This window comes from Johnsonella ignava ATCC 51276 (genome assembly GCF_000235445.1).
GTDB lineage: Bacteria > Bacillota > Clostridia > Lachnospirales > Lachnospiraceae > Johnsonella > Johnsonella ignava.
In genome coordinates, this window is record NZ_JH378830.1 from 383,072 (window position 1) to 405,568 (window position 22,497).

General features: G+C 35.2%; 21 protein-coding genes. 3 read left to right on the plus strand and 18 right to left on the minus strand.

All coding sequences use genetic code 11. The annotated features are described in order from the left end of the window. The first annotated feature begins 77 nt into the window (after positions 1-77). The 3 genes from eno to HMPREF9333_RS04205 all read left to right on the plus strand — a co-directional run bounded on the left by eno (position 78) and on the right by HMPREF9333_RS04205 (position 3,204). Positions 78-1,385: a phosphopyruvate hydratase gene (gene eno, locus HMPREF9333_RS04195; RefSeq protein WP_005540026.1), complete on the plus strand. Its 1,308-nt coding sequence runs from the start codon at positions 78-80 to the stop codon at positions 1,383-1,385. 138 nt (positions 1,386-1,523) lie between these two features. After that, complete coding sequence (locus tag HMPREF9333_RS04200; RefSeq protein ID WP_005540028.1) at positions 1,524-2,477, plus strand: MYG1 family protein; 954 nt, start codon at positions 1,524-1,526, stop codon at positions 2,475-2,477. A gap of 205 nt (positions 2,478-2,682) precedes the next feature. Next, positions 2,683-3,204: a hypothetical protein gene (locus tag HMPREF9333_RS04205; RefSeq protein WP_005540030.1), complete on the plus strand. Its 522-nt coding sequence runs from the start codon at positions 2,683-2,685 to the stop codon at positions 3,202-3,204. Between the two features lie 405 nt (positions 3,205-3,609). Here HMPREF9333_RS04205 and HMPREF9333_RS04210 read toward each other — a convergent pair whose 3' ends face one another. From HMPREF9333_RS04210 to HMPREF9333_RS04295, 18 genes are all read right to left on the minus strand, one after another. Then, the gene (locus tag HMPREF9333_RS04210; protein ID WP_005540032.1) at positions 3,610-5,469 is read right to left on the minus strand and encodes an LCP family protein; all 1,860 of its coding nucleotides are present in this window, start codon (positions 5,467-5,469) and stop codon (positions 3,610-3,612) included. 35 nt (positions 5,470-5,504) lie between these two features. Then, positions 5,505-6,134 carry a cytidylate kinase-like family protein gene (locus HMPREF9333_RS04215; RefSeq protein WP_005540034.1) on the minus strand — a complete coding sequence of 210 codons (630 nt, stop codon included), beginning with the start codon at positions 6,132-6,134 and terminating at the stop codon, positions 5,505-5,507. Positions 6,135-6,255: 121 nt separating this feature from the next. Next, positions 6,256-7,155: an RluA family pseudouridine synthase gene (locus HMPREF9333_RS04220; protein WP_005540036.1), complete on the minus strand. Its 900-nt coding sequence runs from the start codon at positions 7,153-7,155 to the stop codon at positions 6,256-6,258. A 44-nt stretch (positions 7,156-7,199) separates the two neighbouring features. Then, complete coding sequence (gene lspA / locus HMPREF9333_RS04225) at positions 7,200-7,793, minus strand: signal peptidase II (protein ID WP_242822310.1); 594 nt, start codon at positions 7,791-7,793, stop codon at positions 7,200-7,202. Continuing rightward, a complete protein-coding gene (aroB, locus tag HMPREF9333_RS04230; RefSeq protein WP_050798100.1) occupies positions 7,774-9,000 on the minus strand; it encodes a 3-dehydroquinate synthase in 1,227 nt (408 codons plus the stop codon). The genes lspA and aroB overlap by 20 nt, the downstream gene beginning before the upstream one ends. Then, the gene (locus HMPREF9333_RS12855; protein ID WP_005540041.1) at positions 8,951-9,736 is read right to left on the minus strand and encodes a YlmH/Sll1252 family protein; all 786 of its coding nucleotides are present in this window, start codon (positions 9,734-9,736) and stop codon (positions 8,951-8,953) included. The genes aroB and HMPREF9333_RS12855 overlap by 50 nt, the downstream gene beginning before the upstream one ends. A 9-nt stretch (positions 9,737-9,745) precedes the next feature. Beyond that, positions 9,746-10,345: a cell division protein SepF gene (locus tag HMPREF9333_RS12175; RefSeq protein WP_005540043.1), complete on the minus strand. Its 600-nt coding sequence runs from the start codon at positions 10,343-10,345 to the stop codon at positions 9,746-9,748. Between the two features lie 12 nt (positions 10,346-10,357). Then, complete coding sequence (locus HMPREF9333_RS04245) at positions 10,358-11,038, minus strand: YggS family pyridoxal phosphate-dependent enzyme (protein ID WP_005540045.1); 681 nt, start codon at positions 11,036-11,038, stop codon at positions 10,358-10,360. 48 nt (positions 11,039-11,086) lie between these two features. After that, positions 11,087-12,514: an HlyD family efflux transporter periplasmic adaptor subunit gene (locus tag HMPREF9333_RS04250; protein ID WP_005540047.1), complete on the minus strand. Its 1,428-nt coding sequence runs from the start codon at positions 12,512-12,514 to the stop codon at positions 11,087-11,089. Between the two features lie 71 nt (positions 12,515-12,585). Next, entirely contained in the window at positions 12,586-13,005 is a 420-nt protein-coding gene (locus tag HMPREF9333_RS04255; protein WP_005540049.1) for a hypothetical protein, read from the minus strand. A 64-nt stretch (positions 13,006-13,069) separates the two neighbouring features. Further along, positions 13,070-14,152, minus strand: coding sequence for a D-alanyl-D-alanine carboxypeptidase family protein (locus HMPREF9333_RS04260; RefSeq protein ID WP_242822311.1), 1,083 nt, complete (start codon positions 14,150-14,152; stop codon positions 13,070-13,072). Then, complete coding sequence (locus HMPREF9333_RS04265; protein ID WP_005540053.1) at positions 14,121-14,522, minus strand: methylglyoxal synthase; 402 nt, start codon at positions 14,520-14,522, stop codon at positions 14,121-14,123. The genes HMPREF9333_RS04260 and HMPREF9333_RS04265 overlap by 32 nt, the downstream gene beginning before the upstream one ends. Before the next feature lie 117 nt (positions 14,523-14,639). Further along, positions 14,640-15,764: an FtsW/RodA/SpoVE family cell cycle protein gene (locus HMPREF9333_RS04270; RefSeq protein ID WP_005540055.1), complete on the minus strand. Its 1,125-nt coding sequence runs from the start codon at positions 15,762-15,764 to the stop codon at positions 14,640-14,642. A 209-nt stretch (positions 15,765-15,973) separates the two neighbouring features. Beyond that, positions 15,974-18,847, minus strand: coding sequence for a penicillin-binding transpeptidase domain-containing protein (locus HMPREF9333_RS04275; protein WP_005540057.1), 2,874 nt, complete (start codon positions 18,845-18,847; stop codon positions 15,974-15,976). Beyond that, positions 18,840-19,358, minus strand: coding sequence for a rod shape-determining protein MreD (gene mreD, locus HMPREF9333_RS04280; RefSeq protein ID WP_005540059.1), 519 nt, complete (start codon positions 19,356-19,358; stop codon positions 18,840-18,842). The genes HMPREF9333_RS04275 and mreD overlap by 8 nt, the downstream gene beginning before the upstream one ends. Positions 19,359-19,411: 53 nt before the next feature. Continuing rightward, a complete protein-coding gene (mreC, locus tag HMPREF9333_RS04285) occupies positions 19,412-20,284 on the minus strand; it encodes a rod shape-determining protein MreC (protein WP_005540060.1) in 873 nt (290 codons plus the stop codon). Then, positions 20,281-20,982 (minus strand): RadC family protein, encoded by a 702-nt coding sequence (radC, locus tag HMPREF9333_RS04290; protein WP_005540063.1) that lies wholly within the window; start codon positions 20,980-20,982, stop codon positions 20,281-20,283. Before radC ends, mreC begins: the two co-directional genes overlap by 4 nt. Before the next feature lie 51 nt (positions 20,983-21,033). After that, positions 21,034-22,314 carry a methionine gamma-lyase family protein gene (locus tag HMPREF9333_RS04295; protein ID WP_005540065.1) on the minus strand — a complete coding sequence of 427 codons (1,281 nt, stop codon included), beginning with the start codon at positions 22,312-22,314 and terminating at the stop codon, positions 21,034-21,036. Positions 22,315-22,497 lie beyond the last annotated feature (183 nt).

Sequence of the window (22,497 nt, forward strand, 5' to 3'; positions counted from 1 at the left end):
AAGATAGTTGGAGATAATTATTTATAAAGTATAATATAGTAAAAAATACTTTACAGAAAAATACAAGGAGGCATTTTATGAGCTACTTAGAAATTGAAAAAGTAATAGGAAGGGAAATCCTTGATTCCAGAGGAAATCCTACAGTTGAGGCTGAGGTTTATCTTATAGACGGATGTATGGGAAGAGGAGCTGCACCGAGCGGTGCCTCAACCGGAGAATTTGAAGCACTTGAACTTAGGGACGGTGATAAATCTCGTTACCTTGGAAAGGGTGTATCAAAAGCTGTAAACAATATAAATACTGTAATTAATGATCTGCTTGTAGGTATGAATGCTGCGGATATCTATGCGATAGACTCTGCAATGATAAAGGCGGACGGTACAAAAGATAAATCAAAACTTGGTGCTAATGCAATTCTTGCAGTTTCAATTGCCGCTGCAAGGGCAGCTGCGACATGCCTTGATATTCCGCTTTATAGATTTCTCGGCGGTATAAATGGAAATAGACTTCCTGTGCCTATGATGAATATACTGAATGGAGGAGCACACGCTGCAAATACAGTTGATGTACAGGAATTTATGATTATGCCGGTAGGTGCTCCAAGCTTTAAAGAGGGACTTCGCCAATGTTCAGAGGTATTTCATTCTCTTGCAGCAATTTTAAAATCAAAGAAACTTGCCACTTCAGTAGGCGATGAAGGCGGTTTCGCACCTAATCTCTCCAGTGATGAGGAAGTTATAGAAATTATAATTGAAGCGATTAAAAAAGCCGGCTATGAGGCAGGCAAGGATTTTATGATTGCAATTGATGCTGCGGCAAGTGAATGGAAAACCGGAAAAAAAGGAGAATATAAGCTTCCTAAGGCAGGCACTGAATTTACGTCAAAAACTCTTATTGAGCACTGGGAAAAGCTTGTAGACAAATATCCTATAATTTCAATAGAAGATGCACTTGATGAAGAAGACTGGGACGGCTGGAAAGAGCTTACTAAAGTACTTGGCAAAAAAGTACAACTTGTAGGTGATGATTTATTCGTTACAAATACTGAAAGACTTGAAAAGGGGATTAAAAACGGCTGCGGTAATTCAATTCTTATAAAACTTAATCAGATAGGTTCAGTTTCAGAGACCCTTGAAGCCATAAAAATGGCACATAGTGCAGGATATACAGCTATATCCTCACATCGCTCAGGAGAAACCGAGGATACTACAATTGCCGATCTTGCAGTTGCACTTAATACATGCCAGATTAAGACGGGTGCCCCAAGCAGATCTGAGCGTGTTGCAAAATACAATCGCCTTCTTCGCATAGAAGAAGAATTAGGATGTGCTTCGGTTTATCCGGGCTTTAATGCATTTAATATAAAAAAATCTAAAAAGAAATGATAAAAATAATTTAAACATGGGAGAAGTCATAGCATATAAAGTTTGTGGCTTCTCCTGATTTTGTTAAACAGTATAGTTAAATTAATATATTGTTAAACTTTGGAAGATACACTATGATAAAGGGATTAAAAAAGGAAAATGGATTATAAAACAATAAGAGTAGTACCTGAAGACAGCTCTGAAGCAAAGCTTTATACACATACACCGCCGCATCACGCTGATGAAGTTTTTGCAACTGCAATACTTTCTTTTATAGAAGAACCTGTTGTTGTAAGAACAAGAAATATTAATATTTTAGAAAAAAGTCAGGGCATAGTTTATGATGTAGGTGGAAGATATGATGCCCAAAATGGATTTTTTGATCATCATCAGATTGATTTTAAAAGGGAAAGATCTGATAGGATAAAATATTCCTCGGCAGGACTTATATGGGAATATTATGGCAGAGAGGTTTTAAAAGTACTTGGATGTGATGAGAAATTTTTGCAGGAAGCACAAGCCATGGTTGATTATGAGCTTATTAAAGGTATTGATGCCAATGATAACGGGCAGTCAAGGGAAGTTGGAGAGATGTCAGTGTCAGCAATGATTTCTTTGTATAATCCAAATTGGGATGAAAATAAACTTTCAAAAGATGAAGCCTTCATAAAGGCATGTAATGCTGCAAGAGAAATTCTGGTGCTTGAAATAAAAAAAGTTCTCTCTAAATTAAAAGGTGGAGCAGTAGTACGTGATGCTATAACAAAGAGACAAGGTCCTATACTTATGATGTCTCGATTTATAGGAGGGTGGATAGAAGAGGTATTGTCAAGTACACTGCCATCTGCACGGGAAATTCTCTACGGTATATATGTAGGGCATGATAAAAACTGGTGTATACGTGCAGTTCCGCCATCCGCCGGCAATCTTATGGAACAGAGAAAGCCGTTTCCAGATAGTTGGAGAGGATTAAGCGGTGAAGCTCTTGAAAAAGCCTGCGGTATAAAGAATGTGGTATTTTGCCATAAAGCAGGTTTTTTTGCAGTTGCTGCTACAAAGGAGGCAGCAGTAGAAATGGCAGAAAAATCTGCTGAATTTCCGGATAAATTCTAATATTGATTAATTTTAGATTATTTTTATATAGTTATAAAAATATTATTTGAAATGGATTTTTAATTTTTTCTTAAAAAAAATTAAAAAAATAATCAGTATGTTCTTCATATTTATGGTATATACTACGTCATGGCAAAGGGAAATTAAGGGATTCATTTATGAGTTCTGTTTAAAACCTTAGCAAATTTTTTTAAAGGAGTTTATTATGAAAAAAAGAAATTTAATTTTAGCAGGTATAGTAGCAGCAGCAGCAATTATGAGTATGGCATGTTCATCACAGCAGCAGAATACAGTTTCATCTGCACAGCAAAAAGCAAGTGAGGAACTGTCTAAAGCTGGTGAGTCTGGATCTTCAATGATGGAAAGTGCAAAAGAAAGTGCAGAATCTATGATGGAAGATGCAAAGAATGCCGGAAGCAGTGCTGTTTCAAAGGCTGAGAAAGAAATGTCAAAGGCTGCAGGCGGCAAAGATGAAACTACAAAAGCCGGTGCAAAAGCTGATGACAGCAAAGAATCAACTGTAAAAGGAAAGATTTCAGATATAAAGGATATGCAGTTCACTATTACTGATGATAAAAACACTCCGTATCTTATTACATTTGACAAGAAGCCGGAAGGTCTTGATAAAGTCGCTGAGGGAGATACAGTGGAAGTAACTTATACAGGAAAGTTAAGTGAAGTTGATGCTTTTACAGGCAAGGTTATTTCTGTAAAGAAAGCAAAATAAATTCTTAAAAAGAAAGAAATACAGGAGTATTACTCCGGTATAATTAAAGAGTTAACTGACATTAAATTGTAAAGCCATATAAAACCTATAAAGGAAAGGGTCATCTTTAAATATTTTAAGATGGCTCTTTTCTAATGCGTTTTTTTATAAAATGCACTATAGAAGCTTTAAAGATATGTACAGATAAATATTAATATAATATTGAGTCTTTTCGGAAGGTTTTGATAAAATCGCTGAGGGAGATTACAGTTTAGAAACATAAAAGTTATATACATGAAAATTAAGATTTACAAATATAAATAGGATACTTAATATCCTAAGAATCATGAAATTAAGTATCCTATTTATTATTAATACAACTATTCGTTAAACGTGAATTTAGCGAATAAGTAATTCTATATAACCTTATTCTTCTCCCGGACCTTTATTTTCTGTAGTTTCAGGTGTAGGCTCCTTTGGCTTTTCCTTTGTACTCACACCCGGACCTGCCTCAGTGGTATCAGGTTCATCATCTTCAATAATTGAAGGTGATGAAGTTGTTTTGTCAGGCTTTGGAGCTGTAGACTCAATAGTTTCAGAACTGCTTTTAGACTTACTGTCTGAACTTTCCTTAGATTGAGACTCTTTGCTGCGGCTTTCAATATCAGAGCTTTTTGTATCTGAATTTGGCACTGAAGTTTGTTTCGATTTATCCTCATTTTCTTTTGAGTTTTTTTCCTGATCTTCTTTTTGAGGATTGGTCGGATTTGCACTTTGTGCAGGCTTTGTTTTTTCAGGTCCTATCTTGCCTGAATTGTCGTCAAGCGAAGGTGTAGTATCATTTTTATCCTTGCCCAGCCCACTGTCCTGGATTATCTTTTTATTGATTGATTCAAGTGTAGGGCTTGGTATATACGGTTCATCCTTATACAAAAGCTTGTGAAGTGCTATAACATTACTTTTTAAAGTAACCGGCACTACACAGTCTTTTTTACCTATATCGACACCTGCCTTATCAAATGGAAAACCGGTTGTATCTGTCAGGTGGTATTTTTTTATATTTGTCATAAACGGTATTAAGTCGTCAAGTGTAAGGCTTGTTGAGGTTTGAGGAAGGACTGTTTCTGCCAGCTTTTTAAGGGTGGCAAGATCAGCCTTCTTTGCCTTGTCAAATGCAAGAGATATTACTTTTCGCTGTCTTTGCGTCCTGTTATAGTCAGTGTCCATAAGTCTGAGTCTTGAATATGCTACTGCCTGAACACCGTCAAGATGATTCATACCTGCATGTTCAAGATGTTTTGACGGTATACCTGTACCTTTTACTGTAAAAGTTATAAATGAATTAATATATCTGAATTCAGGCTCGGTAATCTCGATATCAATCCCTCCCAATATATTAATTCCGTCAGCAACCGCTTTCCAGTTAAAGGTTGCATAGTCTTCTATCTTAAGGTCCAGATTCCTTTCAAGAGCAGGTACCGCCTGCTTTGCACCACCCCTGAAATAAGCTTCATTTATTTTATGATAAGTACCCTTTTCATCTATCTGGGCATAAGTATCTCTATATACCGATACAAGCTGAACATCACCTGTTTCTCGATTTATATTACATATAATATTTACATCAGACAGTCCTCTGTCAACATTGCCGTCTCTTGAGTCAACACCAAATAAAGCGACTGTGTAATAACCCTTTTGTTTTGTAAAATAATTATAAGCAAAATATATTATAAAAATAAGCAAAAGTAGAAAAAATATCCTTAAAAATATATTTTTCTTTTTCTTTCCGGTTTTTTTTATTTTATCCTGAGCCTCTGAAGATGCATTTCTCTGTTTTTTATTCATACTGCCAGTTTCATATTTGTCAGTCTTGCCATTTCTTTTAGCATCTCTGTCAAACTTGCGGGCATTATCAGTACTTCGGTAATATTCAGGCTCTTTATATCCTCTGCCATAGCCCTCAGGTCTGCGGCGTTTTTTATTATTCCCGTTATACGGCTGCATATGGTGCTGCAGATCCGCTTCATAGTCATCATCATAGTATGGCTCATACCCATCATCATAATCATAATCATCGTCATAGATTTCATTTGATTCATCATTTTCGTAATCATTATACATTTCTCTATCTGACAAATCAAAATCTATCCTGTCATCGTCATCATAGTAATTATCATTTATATGTCTTTTTTCCTGCTCCCTTATATGCCTCAATCTAACAAGGTCAGAAAGATATTTTCTTCGTTCTTCCTCCGACCTGAAGTTTAAATCTTCATCAGATCTCATAAAAACTCCTCTAAAAATTAGTAAAATATCTTATATCAATTATATGAATCCTTTATTTTAACAAAAGATTTTATGAGCTCAACTGAGCCTTTAATTCCCAGTCTTGCACTATTTAGACATAAATCATAGCTTTTTGAGTCTCCCCACTTTTTATTGGAGTAATAATTATAATAGCTTGATCGTCTTTTATCGGTTTTAATCATAAATTCTTTTGCCTTGTCATAATTTGTATCATGCATTTCCATAATTCTTTTAATTCTAAAATCTTCATCCGCTCCTACAAAAACAGTTGTAACATATTTAAGACCGTCAAGTGCATAGTCGGCACATCTGCCTACTATGATGCAGGACTCTTCTTTTGCAAGTTTTTTTATAGCATCAAACTGAGCAAGAAATATTTTATGGTTTATAGGCATATCCATATAAGCTGATGAAGTATAGCCAAGTGAATATGTATCCATTACAAGTGAATATAAGAAACTGTTTGAAGGTTTTTCGTCATGGTTTTCAAATAGCTCTTCACAAAGTCCGCTTTCTTTTGCGGCAATCGCAAGAAGCTCCTGGTCATAACACTTTATACCAAGCTCTTTTGCAAGCATCTGCCCTATCTGATGTCCTCCGCTTCCTGATCTTCTTCCGATTGTTATAACTAATTTTTCAGACATAAATCCGGATCTCCTTTTTAATATTTGTTTAAATTTCATTATAAATATTATACTGCCAAAAAGGTTAAAAGTATACTGCCTTTAAGAAAACACTAATTAAGCATTTCCACTAAAAAATATATTATAATTTATTACTTTCTATAAGTTCATTAAAATATTCAGGAAGAGGGGCATTAAATTCCATATACTGTCTAAAAGAAGGATGTTTAAATCCTATTCGTGAAGCATGTAGTGTCTGTCCCTGAAGTTTTTTTACAGGATGCCCGTAAACAGTATCACCTAAAAGAGGATGACCTATTGAAGCCATATGTACTCTTATCTGGTGAGTTCTGCCGGTTTTAAGCTGGCATTCTATATAAGTATGATTTTTAAATCTTTTAAGCACTCTGTAATGAGTGATTGCTTCTTTTCCGTCATCAACTACAGCCATTTTTTTTCTATCTATATTATGTCTTCCTATAGGCTTATCAATTATTCCTTCATCTTCATTTACTATGCCGCATACAATAGCTTTATAAAGCCTTTTTATACTATGTGCTCTAAGTTGTGCGGATATTGATACATATGCTGTATTGGTTTTACATATAAGCAAAAGTCCGGTAGTATCTTTATCTATCCTATGTACTATCCCGGGTCTTAGAATGCTGTTCATGTCTGAAAGATTATTGCCGCAGTGATATAACAGCGCATTTACCAGTGTAGAGGTATAACGTCCTGCCGCCGGATGAACAACCATGTCTTTTGGCTTATTTACAACAAGCATATCTTCATCTTCATAATATATATCAAGCGGTATATCCTGAGCAATTATCTCTATTTCTTCCTCGTCAGGTACACTGAATGTTATAATGTCTCCTGTTTCAACTTTGTAGCTGCTTTTACTTGCTAAAGCATTTACAAGCAGACTTCCATCTTTTATAAGTTTCTGTATATAGGATCTTGAAAATCCGAGTCCCAAAGAATTCACATAAGAGTCCAGCCGTTCTCCTGATAGCGTTGCTTCAATATTATAATGCTTCAAAATAAATCCTTTATAATTGTAGTACAATTACTTAAATATTAATTTTATTTTTTACTTTTTTTATTTCTGTCCGGTTCGTAAAACGGTTCGATCCTTTCAGAAGCACTTTTAGTGTTAGCGTCTGAACCTTTCTTCGATGATATAAAAGCCATGTCATCCTCCTTATATATAAAAACAGCAAGTATAAAAAGGAAAAAAACAGAAACGGTTATATAAATATCAGCCATATTAAAAACAGGAAAATTAATAGGTTTAAAATATATAAAATCAACTACATAACCATTTACAACACGGTCTATAAGATTACCTGACGCTCCTGAAAATATAAATAAAATGCATAAATAAAACGGAAAATATTTCTGTTCTGACGGCAGCTTATAAATAGTATAAGATATCATACCCATAACTGCAGCAGTAATTACATAAAAAAATATCATTTGATTTTGCAATATCCCAAATGAAGCTCCCCGATTCTTAACATAAGTAAATTCAATTATGTTAGGAATTAGCTTATACACATAACCTGACATAAGATATTTTGAGGCAAGTGCTTTTGTAAATATGTCCAGCCATACTGCAAGACTTGATACCAATATAAAAAATGTATATTGTGAGGTTTTATTTTTCATTATAATCATAAATAGTTTCAATGGCTCCTTTCATCTCATCATATGATATATCATGGCATAAAAAAGGACTGCCTATATTTTTGAGTAGCACAAAACCTACCCTACCCTCAGAATTTTTTTTATCTTTTAGACAGCTGGTCAATATATCATTTATATCAATTCCTTTAAATTTAATTGGAAGAAAAAAACTTTCCAAAATTCTTTTAAGCCTTGCAATATCCAAAAGATGCCGACTATGGCTGTTTTCATTTAGACGCAGGCTGTACAGATTGCTTAAATAAAGTGCTGATATACAGCCCAGACCTACACATTCACCATGTAAAAGTGCAGTTTCATCGGATGCTGTAATTACACTTTCTCTTTCAAGTGCATGACCTATAGTATGCCCTAAATTTAAAAATGCCCGGCAGCTCTTTTCATCAGGATCTTTTTCGACAATACTTTTTTTAATGGTGTTACTTATATAAACCAGATTGAGCAATGTTTCAAAGTCTTTTTTTATTATATTATCTACATTATTTTCTATAAAATCATAATACCGGTTACTTTTTATAAGAGCATGTTTTATAACCTCTCCCATTCCTGATAAAAAATTGCGCCTGTCAAGTGTATTCAGTGTTTCTATATTGGTATACACAAGTGCAGGCATATGAAAAGCTCCTATAAGGTTTTTAAATGATAAAAAATCAACTCCCGTCTTCCCTCCTATTGAAGAATCAACCATTGAAAGCAAAGTCGTAGGAAGCTGTATAAAGCGTATTCCACGCATATATGTCGCTGCAGCAAAGCCTGATATATCCCCTGTAACTCCGCCTCCAAGTGCAGCGATAAAATCACTTCTTTCAAAATTGTTGTAAACAAGGGTTTTATAAATTTTTTCAACCGAAGCAAATATTTTATTTTTTTCTCCAGGCTGTATTATATGTGTATAAACCTTGCATGAAGCCCCGCTTAAGGACTTCTTCACCTCATGTATATAAAAATTCTTTATATTTGCATCACATATTATGCAGACTTTTTTGCCTGCAAGTCCTATATCTGCAATTTTAGCTGAAAGCCCTGAAAAATTTCTGCTTATAACTATATCATATTCAGATATACTGCCTAAGGCTTTATTTATACTTATATGAAGTTGTGCAAATTTACAGTTTGAAATCTTATCTGAATTAAACATAACATTTAACTGAAACCATGAGTCTGCCTTTTTTTGTAACACTTTCCTCTCCGATGTATTTAAAACGTCCAAGTCCTCTGATTGAAACAATATCTTCAGATTTAAGCGCATATGAATGGGATATAATACATCTTGAGTTTACAAAAACTTTTTCAGCATCAACATACCTGACGGCATTACCCCTTGACAGATTAAAAACAGCGGAAATAAGTGCATCTATGCGTATAGATATAACATTAATCCGTTTAATGTACCCTGTATCGGAAATAGCTGTATCAAAGCAGTTTTCTATGCTTACAGCCACCTTTGTTTTTTTTACAGTTTCAAGGTTATCGGCAATTATACGGCTTATTCTTTTAAGAACCACAACATAAGCACTACCACATGACATCACAATATCTCCTGTCATACATCTGTCAATACCTAGATTCATAAGTGCTCCAAGGTAATCTCTGTGTGTAAGCCTGTCTGAAAATTTTTCATTTACAGGTTTTATATAAATGTAGTCAAAAATTTTCTGATTGATATCCGAAAGTTGCTCAAAATCATTTTCAAATTCAAAAACAACAGGAAAAAAGCAGACTACCTTTCTTTCTGCCGCCTCATAACCCCCGATAAGTTTGTAATTAACTTTCGGCAAGTCTTTGATTGAGAAGAAAACAGCCTGCTCGTTAAGATTCAAAAAAGATGTGTGTGTAAATACATCTCTTTTTAGTGCCCTGTCTGCCAGTTCCTTAATTCTTCTTGATAAAAAAATGGCATCTTTATCAATAACCATAAATATCCCCTACATAGTTCTGCCTGCAAACATAGACATAGGATCAGAGGAAGAAACATCGTCATATTTTCCTGACATAGATACTACTTCAGGTGCAACTATAAAAATATTGCCGGTTATCCTCTTTAATTTACCATTTGAATAATAAGCTACTCCTGAAGCAAAGTCAATTATCCTTTGTGCCAGCTCATTATTTATGCCATCCATATTGAGAATTACAACTTTTTGTTCTTTTATACAGTCTGAAATAAACCTAGAATCATTGAAAGTTGTTGGTTTCACATGAGAAAGTTCCATATTTGCAGGCTGTCCTTTTACAGGGGAAACCGGAGTTATGTTGCTATTGCCTCTGGAAAAAGAAGACCTGTTTATCCTGCCTATATTCCTTTCTGCACGATCAACACCGCTGCGGCTTTGTTCATCATGTCTTGGTGTGGTATTGTAATGCATAGCCCTTGAATAAGGAGGCTGATTTTCAGATTCGTCTAAAACATCATCTGCCTCATATTCACTGCCTTCATACAACTCATCTTCATCGTTCTCAATGTCTTCATCAACGGCTGAACGATTTATTTTGAAGAACCCCACAAAATTGTTTAATATACTCATTAAAAACTCTCCCTATCTTGCCCCGAATAATCCAGTGCCTATTCTTATAAAATTTGCACCCTCTTCAACAGCAATACTATAATCTCCTGTCATACCCATAGACAAAAAATTCATGCTAATATTATCAAGTTTTTTATTCATAATGTCAACAGACAAATTTCTTAATTTATTAAAAATTTCTCTGTTATCTTCGGGATTATGCACAAAGGGTGCCACTGTCATAAGCCCTTTTATTCTTAAAAATCTATAAAGGGAGAACCTATCAAGAAGCTCGGCTATCTCAGATGGTGAAAAGCCGAATTTGCTCTCCTCCCCCGCCACATTAACTTCTAAAAGTCCGTCAACAGTTATACCCGCCTTTCTTGCCTCAATATCTATCGTATCTGCGAGTCTTAGGCTGTCAACTGAATGTATAAGTTTTACCGCCTTAATTACTGACCTGACTTTATTGGTTTGAAGATGCCCTATCATATGCCAACAAATATCATCCGGAAGCTGTTCTTTTTTAGTAAGGAGCTCCTTTACCTTGTTTTCACCAAAATCCCGGATTCCAAGTTCATAAGCCTCATTTATCATATCTACAGGCTTAGTCTTGCTGACTGCAATAAGCTTTACATCTTCTTTTTTTCTGCCGCTTTTTTCACAGGCTTTTTCTATATTTTCATTTATAGTCTTAAGGTTATTGCTGATCATTTAAATCCTCCGTACCTTTTCTCCTTCCTTACAGTCAATCAATGTTTTTTAATATATAAAATCCCCTTCGCTGTATTTTGAAGTATCAATTAATATATGATCATACACTGAAAGACCATACTCAGTATTTTTCTTTATAATTAAATATTCATCATTTGAAGCAATGATTTCAATATGTTTAAATACTGCAAAACCTTTATTTATGTAGTAAACGCCTTTAAGCGGTGCTGTTTCTCCTATCTGAAATTTCTCTCCTGCTGTACTTTCAGGCATTACAATATTATCTCCTGATTTTAGGAAATCACCGGAATTTTGCTGTAATGCACCTCCTTCTGAAGAAAGAGCTTCAATATATACAAAATCATCATCAGAATAGTAAATTACAGCAGGCACAAAAACAATTGAAGCACCGTTTTCATCATAAACTTCTTTATTAAATCCTGTTTTTACACTATTTCCTCCCTTGGTAGTGTAGGACTTCGGGATTTTATAAAACTGCTTTTCAACAACTGAGCTTAGCGGGATTTTTAATCCGGTCTCATTGTCTGACTTAATACGGAAATTAACAAATCTTTCATTTTCATATTGAATCATAAATTTATTAAATGCAATTTTTCCATATGAAGCACCATCACTTCCTGTCAATTCAGAATAGCTTCCGGAAAATTCAAAATCACTGCCTTGAAATTCAACATTTAAAACATTTTTTCCTTCAAACCTTTTTTTATCCTCATCAGTAAGCTTAAAATAAACATACCAATTTTCAGAGTTTATAATCTTATATATCGGAGTCCCTGCCGCCACAAGCTCACCGGATTTAATAATTTTAGGCTGGTACTGTGCTTTATTAAAATCTTCAGAAGTAAGACTATCTTCGCCCCTACCCTCATAAGAATCAACTATAAATGATATAACGCCTGTGGAGGGTGCTTTTTCAACTACATATGTTGTATTTCCCGACTGTGCCATCTCACTGAATGAATTAAGTGTATCCGTACTTGTAAACTCGGATATATTTGCTGAAATCGAAGCTTTTGCATCATATACCATAGAAAAATCCAAGTCATTATATGAAAGCGAAAACTCTGACAGTTCTCGTTTAATTGATTTTAAATTGCTTTCGCTCAAAGTAAAACTTGATGCTGCATCCTCTTCAAGATATTGTTTTACATTATTTGAACTGTCAAGAGAATATATATTAGATCCATTAGGGACCCTTCTTCCCTCTCTTATAAAATAATTTATATATCCGGATTCAGGTGCGGACTGAACTTCTTCACTTCTCAATATAAGCCCTGTATATTCTGTGTCATCTACTATAGCTCCTTCAGTTACTTCATAAAAATAAACAGCTTTATGGCTTAAGTATGAATAAACGAAGAAACACATATATATAAACATAATAACAAAAATCAGCACGCCTACGTTTATCCTTATAGGCTTTCTATACTTGATTACTTTATTTTGTCCTGCCACAGTTAAACCCTTTTCAAATAAATGTTAGACAGCTCATGCAAGAGCTGTCTAACAGCAAATACAAAAATCTCTTACAGGGCGATAATAACATTTTTTTTGACACTTTCAGGCAGTTCCTCTTTATCTGCTGAAACGCTTAGTATAAAATGAATCTTGTATTTTTCACTGATTTTTTCAAGAATATCAATTGTTGAGGTCATATCTTCACCCTCAAGTGCCGCAACCTTAAGAAAACTGTCTAAAAAAAGACTTTCAAGATCTCTATCCTGTGAAATAATTCCTGAAATAAAACCAATGAAGCCCTCCGGCGAATCTATAGGATAATCGCTTACATTAATAAGCCTTATTTTATTGTTAAGCTCATACATATGCTTTGAACTTTTATCAAGATAAACAACAGAACCATCTGCATTTTTAATCGCTTCATTTGCCTTATCCAGAAGAAATTTGGTTTTCCCTTTTCCCTTTCTGCCTGCAATTATCTGAACCATGTATTTGACCTCCTTGAAGTGAATTATAGTTGTATTATAAGGTGTTTTTACTAAAACTTCAATACTAATTGGCTATTTTGTTAAGCAGCCTGCTCATATTTTTGTATAACGAGTCGGCAGTATTTACATCTGCTTTCAGCACCACAGCTATGTACTCACTGCCGTCGGTATATGAGCTACCTACTATAAGGCATTTGCCGGCAGCTGCCGTGGTACCGGTTTTTCCTGCAAAAATTGATATCCCCGGGTTAAGCTTAACTGCCTGTGTCATTTCGGCATCAAGCTCTGATGCATCCTTTAAATAAACATTGCTGTTTTTCCATAAAGCGGATACGGTATTTCCGGTTTTATCCAGATACTGCCCTTTGTATTCCTTACTTCCTGCAACAGTCCTAAATTCAGGATATTTTATAGCCTCATTAAAAATCAAATATAGATCATATGCAGTAGTATAATGCTCATCATCACTTAAACCGTGCGGATTCGTAAAATGCGTATCAACAGCAAGCAGTGCCTGAGCTTCCTGGTTCATCATTTCAACAAAATGCTCCTGCGTCCCTCCGACATGTACCGCTATTGCCTTTGCGGCATCGTTTCCTGAGGGCAGCAACATACCGTACAAAAGCTGTTCAAGTGTAAGTCTGTCTCCGGGATTAAGACCTGCCATACTGGTCCCTTTTTCATTGACATATACTTCCTCACCTACAACAACCTCATCACTTAAATTACCATATTTAAGTGCAACAAGTGCAGTCATTATTTTAGTTATGCTGGCAGGCTGCATTTTTTTAAAAGCGTTTTTTGAAAACAAACTTCTTTCACCGCCAACCCGGCATATAAGCCCGGCTCCCGGCGGAAAATTCTGTGCCTCTGAGCTGTCTGCATCAACAACTGCGAGATTTCTTGCAAATGCCGGACAGTATAATTGATTGTCATCAGTACTATAAAAATGTGTAAATCTGTTTTTTAGCACATAATCAGCCTTAGGCACTGAAGTAAAGTACATAAATACAACTGCCGATAAGCTTGCTGCTATAACTGTACCGGTCAGAAAAAGCAGCAGAATAAGCTTTTTGTATTTACGCTGTTTTTTTACCTTTAAAAATTTTTTTATATTATCCTTTTCTATATACATTTCTGAATTCAAAATCCCCTCTTTCCATTGCCTTTATAAGTAATTCAGCCGTTGCAAGATTTGTGGCAAGCGGGATGTTGTGCGTATCACACAGCCTTACAATATTGTTTACATCAGGTTCATGTGTTTTAGGGGTAAATGGGTCTCGCAAAAAAATCACAAGATCAATATTATCATGTTCAATTTGTGCACCTATCTGCTGTTCCCCTCCCAGATGCCCTGCCAAATACCTGTGTATGTTCAGGTTTGTAACCTCTTCAACCAGCCTGCCGGTAGTTCCGGTTGCATATAACTTATGCTTTGAGAGTATTCCTCTATATGCTATACAGAAATTTTGCATGAGTTTTTTCTTAGCATCATGAGCTATTAAACCGATATTCATAATATTGCGCCTCCTAAATTTTTGATTTTTATATTATGGAAAGCACTTATTAAATGTTTTCCATGCGAAAACCGCAGGCACTTTGTGCCGTTTACATGCGATTTCAGGCATATCCATTTAACGTATTCTGTTGTTTTTCTGCAGTCCCACATTAAGTGCAACACCTGCCCATATATACATGCTAAGCAGCGAGCTTACCCCGTAACTTATAAAAGGAAGCGGGAGCCCTGTATTTGGAAAGATGCCTGTAGCAACCGCAATGTTTGTAAAAAACTGAAAAGACAAAACTCCGGCAAATCCTGCACATAAGAGCCTTCCCTGCATATCTTTTGCTTTCATTGCCATGTATAAAAACTCATATACTACAAATGACAGCAGCAGAATAACTACCATACAGCCTATAAAACCAAGCTCCTCACCGACCACAGCAAAAATAAAGTCCGTCTGTTCCTCAAGCAGGTAATTTCCCCTTTTAACAGATGCAAGGGTATCATTATTTAGCCCTTTTCCGAACAGCTGACCTGAACCAATTGCCATTATAGAATTATCCTGCTGCATATTATCATCGGCGAAATGTGCTTTATCTATAAAGCTCAGTATTCTTTTCAGTTGGTAACCTCTTAAAAAAGATGGAACAAGTTCCCTTTTAAAAAGCTCTATATAAATGAATAAACCGGGCACTAATACAGCTATAGTACCAAATATCCATTTATAGTTTATACCTGCGACATATATCATGCATAAAATAGAAACAACAAGTATAAGGGTTGTTGAAAGATCAGGCTGCATGGCAACAAGCGCAAAAGGAACGGCTGCTATCGCTCCAAGTCCTATAAGGAAAAAAATATTATTAATATTATCCTTATATTTACTCAAAAACCATGCAAAAAACATTACCAGTCCTCCCTTTGCAAATTCCGAGGGCTGAAGTTTTCCTATAACAGGTACAACAATCCACCTTCTTGCAACACCTCTTGAAGTTCCAAGTATAAGAACCATAAGAAGTACAAGTATGCACAGCATATATATAGGTATGGCAAATTTCAGAATTTTATCATAAGGGATAAAAGAGAGTATGAACATAATACATACACCTATGCCCATCCCCATAAGCTGTTTGTTTACAAGTGCCATATCTCTATTGCTTGCACTCGAAATAACCAGTATGCCTATTATGTTAAGCAAAATAACATATATAACACATCTGAAATTGTAGTTTTTTAAATTGTATTTATCAAACATAAAATGCCTTTACCTCATTTTAACTTAAATTTAAACAAAAATCCAGTATTTTTTTTATTTTTTAGTATTTTTATCAATAGTTCAGAAATTTTTACATTTATTGATTTTTTTACTTATTTTTAAAGAGGTTTTTATTTACTTTTTTTATCAAATATTTTTAGATCGGGATTAAAAATATTTGATTTAACTTTTAATATTGTATATTAGATTTAATCCTCACGTCTTATGTCAAACACTCTGGCTGCTTCAGAATTTTCAATTTCTTCAAGGGTTGAAAATCCGAAATACAGTTTATAAATATTTTTTGCAACGGCTGCAGCATTTGATGACGAGTAACCGAAAGGTATATTTACAGTTACAGCTATCTCAGGTTTTGAATAAGGGGCAAAGGATATAAAGAAAGCATGGTTCGCCTTTGTTTTAGATTCCTGTGCCGTTCCCGTCTTTCCGGCAACTGAAACTTTAAGATCTTTAAAGACATTTTTTGCGGAACCGTTTTCAACCACACCCTTCATTCCCTCATGTACATATTCCCATGTGGAATCTTTTATATCTATATGTGAAGATATATTAGGTGAATAATCCTTTAAAATTATTCCGCCTCCGTCTGTAATCTTATTAACTACACTTAGTTCAAAAACATTGCCACGGCTTGCAACTGCCGCAACATAACGGGCAAGCTGAACATTTGCAAATGAATGAGTTCCCTGACCTATGGCTGACGGCTCGGGATTTTCATTTGAAATTTCCGGCTCCGTCTCAACAAGTTCAACTCCCGATTTGTGGTCAAGTCCAAAAAGTGAAGCATATTTCCTGAGTCTTGAAAGTCCAAGCTCTGCACTATACTCACCATTGTTTTGCAGTGAGAGCCTATGCCCTATGTCAACAAAATAAAAGTTACATGAATTTTGTATAGCTCCGACCACATTAAGCTTTCCATGGTGCCCAGGATATATCCAGCATTTTATAGGAGGAGTTATTATATCGTAATTACCGGTACAGTCAACCGTGTCATAAGGAGATATCACATTTTCTTCAATACCTGCAACAGCAACTATAGGCTTAAATGTTGAACCGGGAGCCTTCTTTGCCTGAGTTGCATTGTTGTAAAGAGGCTGGGACTGATCAGTTAAAAGCTTTGCAAAATATGTATTGTCAATACTGTTTACAAGCTTGTTGCTGTCATATCCTGGATATGAAACAAGTGCTTTAATCTCACCCGTATTTGTATCTACAACCACCGCTCCGCCGGTACATGGTTCAAGAGCAAGCTGTGCAGGAGTTATTTCAATTCTTTTGATCTTGTCTATCATAAAATTAAAAGCATAATTTTCACCACTTGAGCTCAGTGCATTTATAGCCGCCTCATCATAATTAAGAATTCCCTGATAATAAAGTGATAGGCAAAGTTCCCGCCCTGTAACACTTCCCTGTTTTATCATATATTTATATATGAGCTTTGAAAATTCCTTATCATCCTTCATAAGCCCCAGTGCATAGTCAATAAGTGCGATATAGATATCATCAGCATTTGAATATTTGCTGTTTATATTCAGCTTGCTTGTATCTATCCAGCTGTTTGAAATACCTGCATATAAAAAGTCTCTTAAACTTATCTCATCAGCCTTCCATTTAAGATAATAATCAGCATTTGTATCAATCTTTTCGTCTACTATAAGCTTCTGTGAACTGTTTGCTATTGTTTCATAAAGGTAATACATAAAGGCTTTTTTATCAGACTCAAGCATGTTCATAATTCTTGCATCAGGACTTATAAGCTCTGCACGTATTTCATCCATGCTTTTTTGACGATATTGAGTGAATTTATCAAATATACCTTTTTCTATGTCTGAAGCATCGGCTCTTGAAAATGCATCCATTGAGAGTACATCATTGTTTATAAGCTGAAAATATGCATTTTTAATAGGTATTTTTCTTTCAGTTGAATCAGTTTTATCAGTATTTGGATCATCAGCAATATCAAGCTTGCTTGCGAGTATTCCTGCAAGCTGCTGTTCTACAAGATGGTAGGTTCCTATCTGAAGCTCCCTGTCTATAGTAAGGTAGACATTATTTCCCGATATTGCCGGAGTTTCATAGCTTACTACCATTATATGTCCGAGATAATCCACTATCATTGTTTTGCTTCCCTTAGTTCCCCTAAGCTCTGATTCCATACTTTGTTCAACGCCTATAATGCCTACATTATCATCGTCTTCAAACTCAGGATTATCTTTTTTTAATTCTTCAAGTCTGTCTCCCTGTACTTTACCTATATAACCTACAACTGATGAAAAATATATACTGTCATTATAAACACGGTTTATTTCAGTTTCAATTTCAACACCTATAAGGTTTCCCGTATTTTCAAGTATATCGGTTTTTGTGTCTTCCGAGATATTTTTAACTATATTTGTCGGCGTATATCTATGATAACGGCTTCCTGCCATTGCGTATCGTATATTTATAATATTAAGGTTTTCCTGCTGCGAAATTTCAACAGCATTTTCGTGTTCATCCTTCATATCATTTAGCCGGTAACGTGCATTTGCACGCTCTATAAGTTCATAGGCAGTTATATCCGATTTTGTTTTATCATTTTTATCAAGTTCATCTATTGATTTAAGACCGTAAAAATCTCTTAAAAATCTCTTTTTTGCAATATCGGTAGAAAATGTAAATTCATAATTTCCGTCAGTATCAATTTCAATCGGCACTGTAACGTTTATATGCTCACCATGTTTTTCAAGAAGCCTTACAAGTCTAAGTACCATAAGATTTAAGCCGTTAGTATTATAGTATCCGGTTTCCATTATAGTAACTCCATAAGCAAGCTCGTTATAGGCAAGTAGATTACCGTTTCTGTCATAGATATTTCCTCTTGAAGCAGGCAGAAGCACTTTTTTCTCAGTTTTCTGAACATATTGTTCCTGGAAATCTCTACCTTTTACAAGTTGGAGATTAAAAAGCTTTGCAGCAAGTATAAATACAAGTATTGAGTGAATTATAATAAGCATTATAATTCTTGATGAAAGTATTTTTTTTCTTAAATCATTTAAAATTTCTAAAAAATCCCTAAGCAACTTTTTGACCTCGTTTTATATCAATCTCTTCAAGTTTTCTATTGTATGCCAGTAAAAATCTGTACAAAAATAACGTAAAAAGCAGAGTTATTATCATTTCAGGCAATATAATGATCCTGAAATAATATAAAAAATCTGCTTTCCCTCTTACAAAAAACCTGAAAATAAAAATAAATAGATTATATACGATTTCATTGACTGAACATATTGCAAGCGGCAGAACTATATAGTCCTCATAAAAATACTTTGACAAAGTTCCGTTTACATAGCCTATCCATACGAAAATTATTGTAAAAAAACCAAATGGTCCGCTATAAAACAGATCCATAAGTACCCCCGTTATAAAACCGTAAAACATGCCCTCTCTTTGACCGTATATAAAACTGCATGTGAATACAAATATTATCATAAGATTCGGTGCAGCCGATAAGAACGGTATAAATGGAAAAGCACAATTCTGAATTGCAAAAGCTATTAATATAATTGTGGTATTAATAATAATTCGTCTCATTATTTTATTAATTCCTTTAAATAATTTTCTAATGATAATTTAATAATTGCTTCCTAGTTATCTGCAGGCTGTGTATTATCATTATTATCGTTTAGATAATCTTCCTTTAGTTCAGTTATTATAAGGACCTCCTGAAGAGTATCAAAACTTGCAACAGGTACAAGATATCCGCTTTTAGTAAGCATATTCGGATCGGGAGCTATATCATAAGCATAACCTATAAGTATGCCGGGCAGAAATTTTCTGCTTATATTTGAAGTAACAATTTTGTCCCCATCCTTTATATCGGCACCCTGCCTTATATCATTCAACCTCAGTTTTCCCTGTTCATAAAGCTGAAGATCGCCTGCAACTATACAGTTTTCATTTGAATTTAAGGTCATGGCACTTACTCTGCTTACATCATCTATTATGGAACGCACGGTAGCATAATTTGAACCGACATCAGTTACTATACCTACAAGTCCTCCGTCCGCAAGGACATTCATATCAGCCTTTATCCCGTCAAGTGCTCCCTTATCTATCCTGAACACCTGAAACCATCCTACTGAATCCTTTGCAATTATTCTTGCTCCTACCATGTGGTATTTATTATATTCATCACTTAATTTATAAAGTTCTCTCAGCCTTTTAAGCTCACGGCTGTCTGCAGCAAGCCTTGTGTTTTCCATTAAAAGTTCATTTATTCTTGCGTTTAATTTTTCATTATCATCAAGAACCGTTCTTAACTTTTTATTTTCTTCAATATTGTTATATATAGCCCTGCCTGCTATATTTACTCCTGCCTGCACAGGCATAAGTATATAGCCTACACCTGTACGAAGGGGCAGAAGCCATGAATCCTTTACTGTTGTTATACCGATAGTTATAATACAGACAAGACTCAATGCCATAAGTATGAGCCTGTTGTCCTTTAGTTCCTTCATAAGTTTCCCTGTTCTCTAAAACTGTGATATATATTATCTCCTATTATTATATGGTCGTTTAAATAAATACCGACGCTTTTACATCCATTTGCCACTATCTCCGTAACTTTTCTGTCATCATCACTCGGGCTCGGATTTCCGCTTGGGTGGTTATGTATCATTATAACGTTTACCGCCTGATGTTTAAGTGCATCTATAAGCACTTCTCTTACTGATATAAGCGATGCGTTCACTGTACCTATTGTGATAAGAGAATCGCTTATAAGTCTCTGCCTTGTGTCAAGATAGGCAAGTCTTAATTCCTCCTGCTCAAGATGACGCATATCCTGCATATAATATCCGGCACAATTTGCCGGGCTGTTAAAACAGACCGCTTTTATAGCCGCCTCTCTTTTCCATATCCTTTTTGCAAGTTCACCTATGCATAAAAGCTGTACTGCCTTTACCTTGCCTATACCGTTTATCTTTATATATTCATCATAGCTTTTGTGCATAAGACATGTTATTCCTTTGGCAGGTCCTGATAAATTCAGTATATGATTTGCAAGTGCAACTGAATTCAAATTTTTAGTGCCTGTACGCAAAATTACGGCAAGAAGTTCGGCATCGGTAAGTGATGAAGGTCCGAACTCAAGACATCTCTCATAGGGTCTTTCATCACTTGGCATATCCTTTATACCTGTATTTATTATGTTCATTTAATTCCCTTTCCGCAGCTCTCCATGTACGGTCAAGGTTAATTGTAATATTTATACTGTAATTATATTATTTTCACAAAGCTTCTGAATTGAATTTAATATTCCGAATTTACCATGTTGCCAGGTAAGTCCTCCTTGAAAATATACATTATATGGTTCTCTCATAGGAGCATCTGCACTAAGTTCAATAGAAGCTCCGGAAATAAATGCCCCTGCCGCCATTATGACCTGCGAGCTGTAACCCGGCATATCCCATGGTTGAGGGATTACATGTCCGTCAACAGGTGCGGCAGCCTGAATTCCGAAGCAGAAAGCTTTAACCGCATCAGCCGTTTTTAATGTAATTGCCTGTATTATATCATGTCTTTTTTGTTCAGCTGTAGGATGGCATTTAAAACCAAGATTTTCATAAATATATGCTGCATATACAGCTGTTTTTAATGCGGCTGCGGTAACTGACGGAGCCATAAAAAGTCCTTGATAGAAGCTTCTGTTTACTCCAAGACTTGCTCCTACTTCTTTCCCAAGTCCTGGTGCGGTAAGTCTGTATGCCGCATTTTCAATACAGCTGTGAGAACCTGCTATATAACCTCCTGTAGGAGCAAGTCCTCCTCCCGGATTTTTTATAAGGGATCCTACTATCATATCGGCACCTGCTTCAATAGGCTCTTTTTCTTCAACAAATTCACCATAACAGTTATCAACCATACATATAACATCAGGTTTTAATGTTTTTATAAATCCTATTAACTCTCCAATCTGTTCAACTGAAAATGTAGGTCTGTCCGAGTACCCCTTAGAACGCTGGATTGTAATAAGTCTGGTTTTTTTTGATATACATTTTTTGATTTTGTCATAATCAAATGTGTCGTCGGGCAGCAGCTCTACCTGTTTATATGTTATACCATATTCCGCAAGGGAGCCTCTGCAACTTCTAATACCTATAACACCTTCAAGTGTATCATATGGTTTTCCTGCCGGGGATAAAAGTTCATCTCCGGGTCTTAAATTTCCGAAAAGAGCAAGGTTTAGAGCATGTGTTCCACTTATAATTTGAGGACGTACCAGTGCATCTTCTCCTTTAAACACCTCTGCATATACTTTTTCAAGATTATCTCTGCCTACATCATCATATCCGTACCCCGTACTTGTCCCGAAATGCATCTCACTGACTTTGTGTTCATGCATAGCATATATAACTTTAAGCTGGTTATGCTCACAGATTGTATCAATATTTCTGAATCTTTTTTCCAAAGCTTTCTCAGCTTTATTGCCCAGTTCAAACACTCTTTTTGAAATACCGAGTTTTTCATAAATCTCTTCAAGTGCCATATGTAAATCTCCAAAAATTATACAGGTATATGTACATATACCTGTATCTCTTATAATAATATAAATTTACTGATTTGTCTATTATATTGTTGAAGTACATTGCAGACAGAAAATAGAAATTTAAATTTTTCTTTTTTGTTTTTAAGTATTTATAATTTTTAATTTGTATTTCCTGACTGACTG

What these genes read in the sequence shown, in the direction of transcription:
- eno (WP_005540026.1), top strand. Translation starts at nt 78, where the DNA reads ATGAGCTACTTAGAAATTGAAAAAGTAATAGGAAGGGAAATCCTTGAT.
- HMPREF9333_RS04200 (WP_005540028.1), top strand. Translation starts at nt 1,524, where the DNA reads ATGGATTATAAAACAATAAGAGTAGTACCTGAAGACAGCTCTGAAGCA.
- HMPREF9333_RS04205 (WP_005540030.1), top strand. Translation starts at nt 2,683, where the DNA reads ATGAAAAAAAGAAATTTAATTTTAGCAGGTATAGTAGCAGCAGCAGCA.
- HMPREF9333_RS04210 (WP_005540032.1), bottom strand. Translation starts at nt 5,469, where the DNA reads ATGAGATCTGATGAAGATTTAAACTTCAGGTCGGAGGAAGAACGAAGA.
- HMPREF9333_RS04215 (WP_005540034.1), bottom strand. Translation starts at nt 6,134, where the DNA reads ATGTCTGAAAAATTAGTTATAACAATCGGAAGAAGATCAGGAAGCGGA.
- lspA (WP_242822310.1), bottom strand. Translation starts at nt 7,793, where the DNA reads ATGATTATAATGAAAAATAAAACCTCACAATATACATTTTTTATATTG.
- HMPREF9333_RS12855 (WP_005540041.1), bottom strand. Translation starts at nt 9,736, where the DNA reads ATGGTTATTGATAAAGATGCCATTTTTTTATCAAGAAGAATTAAGGAA.
- HMPREF9333_RS12175 (WP_005540043.1), bottom strand. Translation starts at nt 10,345, where the DNA reads ATGAGTATATTAAACAATTTTGTGGGGTTCTTCAAAATAAATCGTTCA.
- HMPREF9333_RS04245 (WP_005540045.1), bottom strand. Translation starts at nt 11,038, where the DNA reads ATGATCAGCAATAACCTTAAGACTATAAATGAAAATATAGAAAAAGCC.
- HMPREF9333_RS04255 (WP_005540049.1), bottom strand. Translation starts at nt 13,005, where the DNA reads ATGGTTCAGATAATTGCAGGCAGAAAGGGAAAAGGGAAAACCAAATTT.
- HMPREF9333_RS04265 (WP_005540053.1), bottom strand. Translation starts at nt 14,522, where the DNA reads ATGAATATCGGTTTAATAGCTCATGATGCTAAGAAAAAACTCATGCAA.
- HMPREF9333_RS04270 (WP_005540055.1), bottom strand. Translation starts at nt 15,764, where the DNA reads ATGTTTGATAAATACAATTTAAAAAACTACAATTTCAGATGTGTTATA.
- mreD (WP_005540059.1), bottom strand. Translation starts at nt 19,358, where the DNA reads ATGAGACGAATTATTATTAATACCACAATTATATTAATAGCTTTTGCA.
- mreC (WP_005540060.1), bottom strand. Translation starts at nt 20,284, where the DNA reads ATGAAGGAACTAAAGGACAACAGGCTCATACTTATGGCATTGAGTCTT.
- radC (WP_005540063.1), bottom strand. Translation starts at nt 20,982, where the DNA reads ATGAACATAATAAATACAGGTATAAAGGATATGCCAAGTGATGAAAGA.
- HMPREF9333_RS04295 (WP_005540065.1), bottom strand. Translation starts at nt 22,314, where the DNA reads ATGGCACTTGAAGAGATTTATGAAAAACTCGGTATTTCAAAAAGAGTG.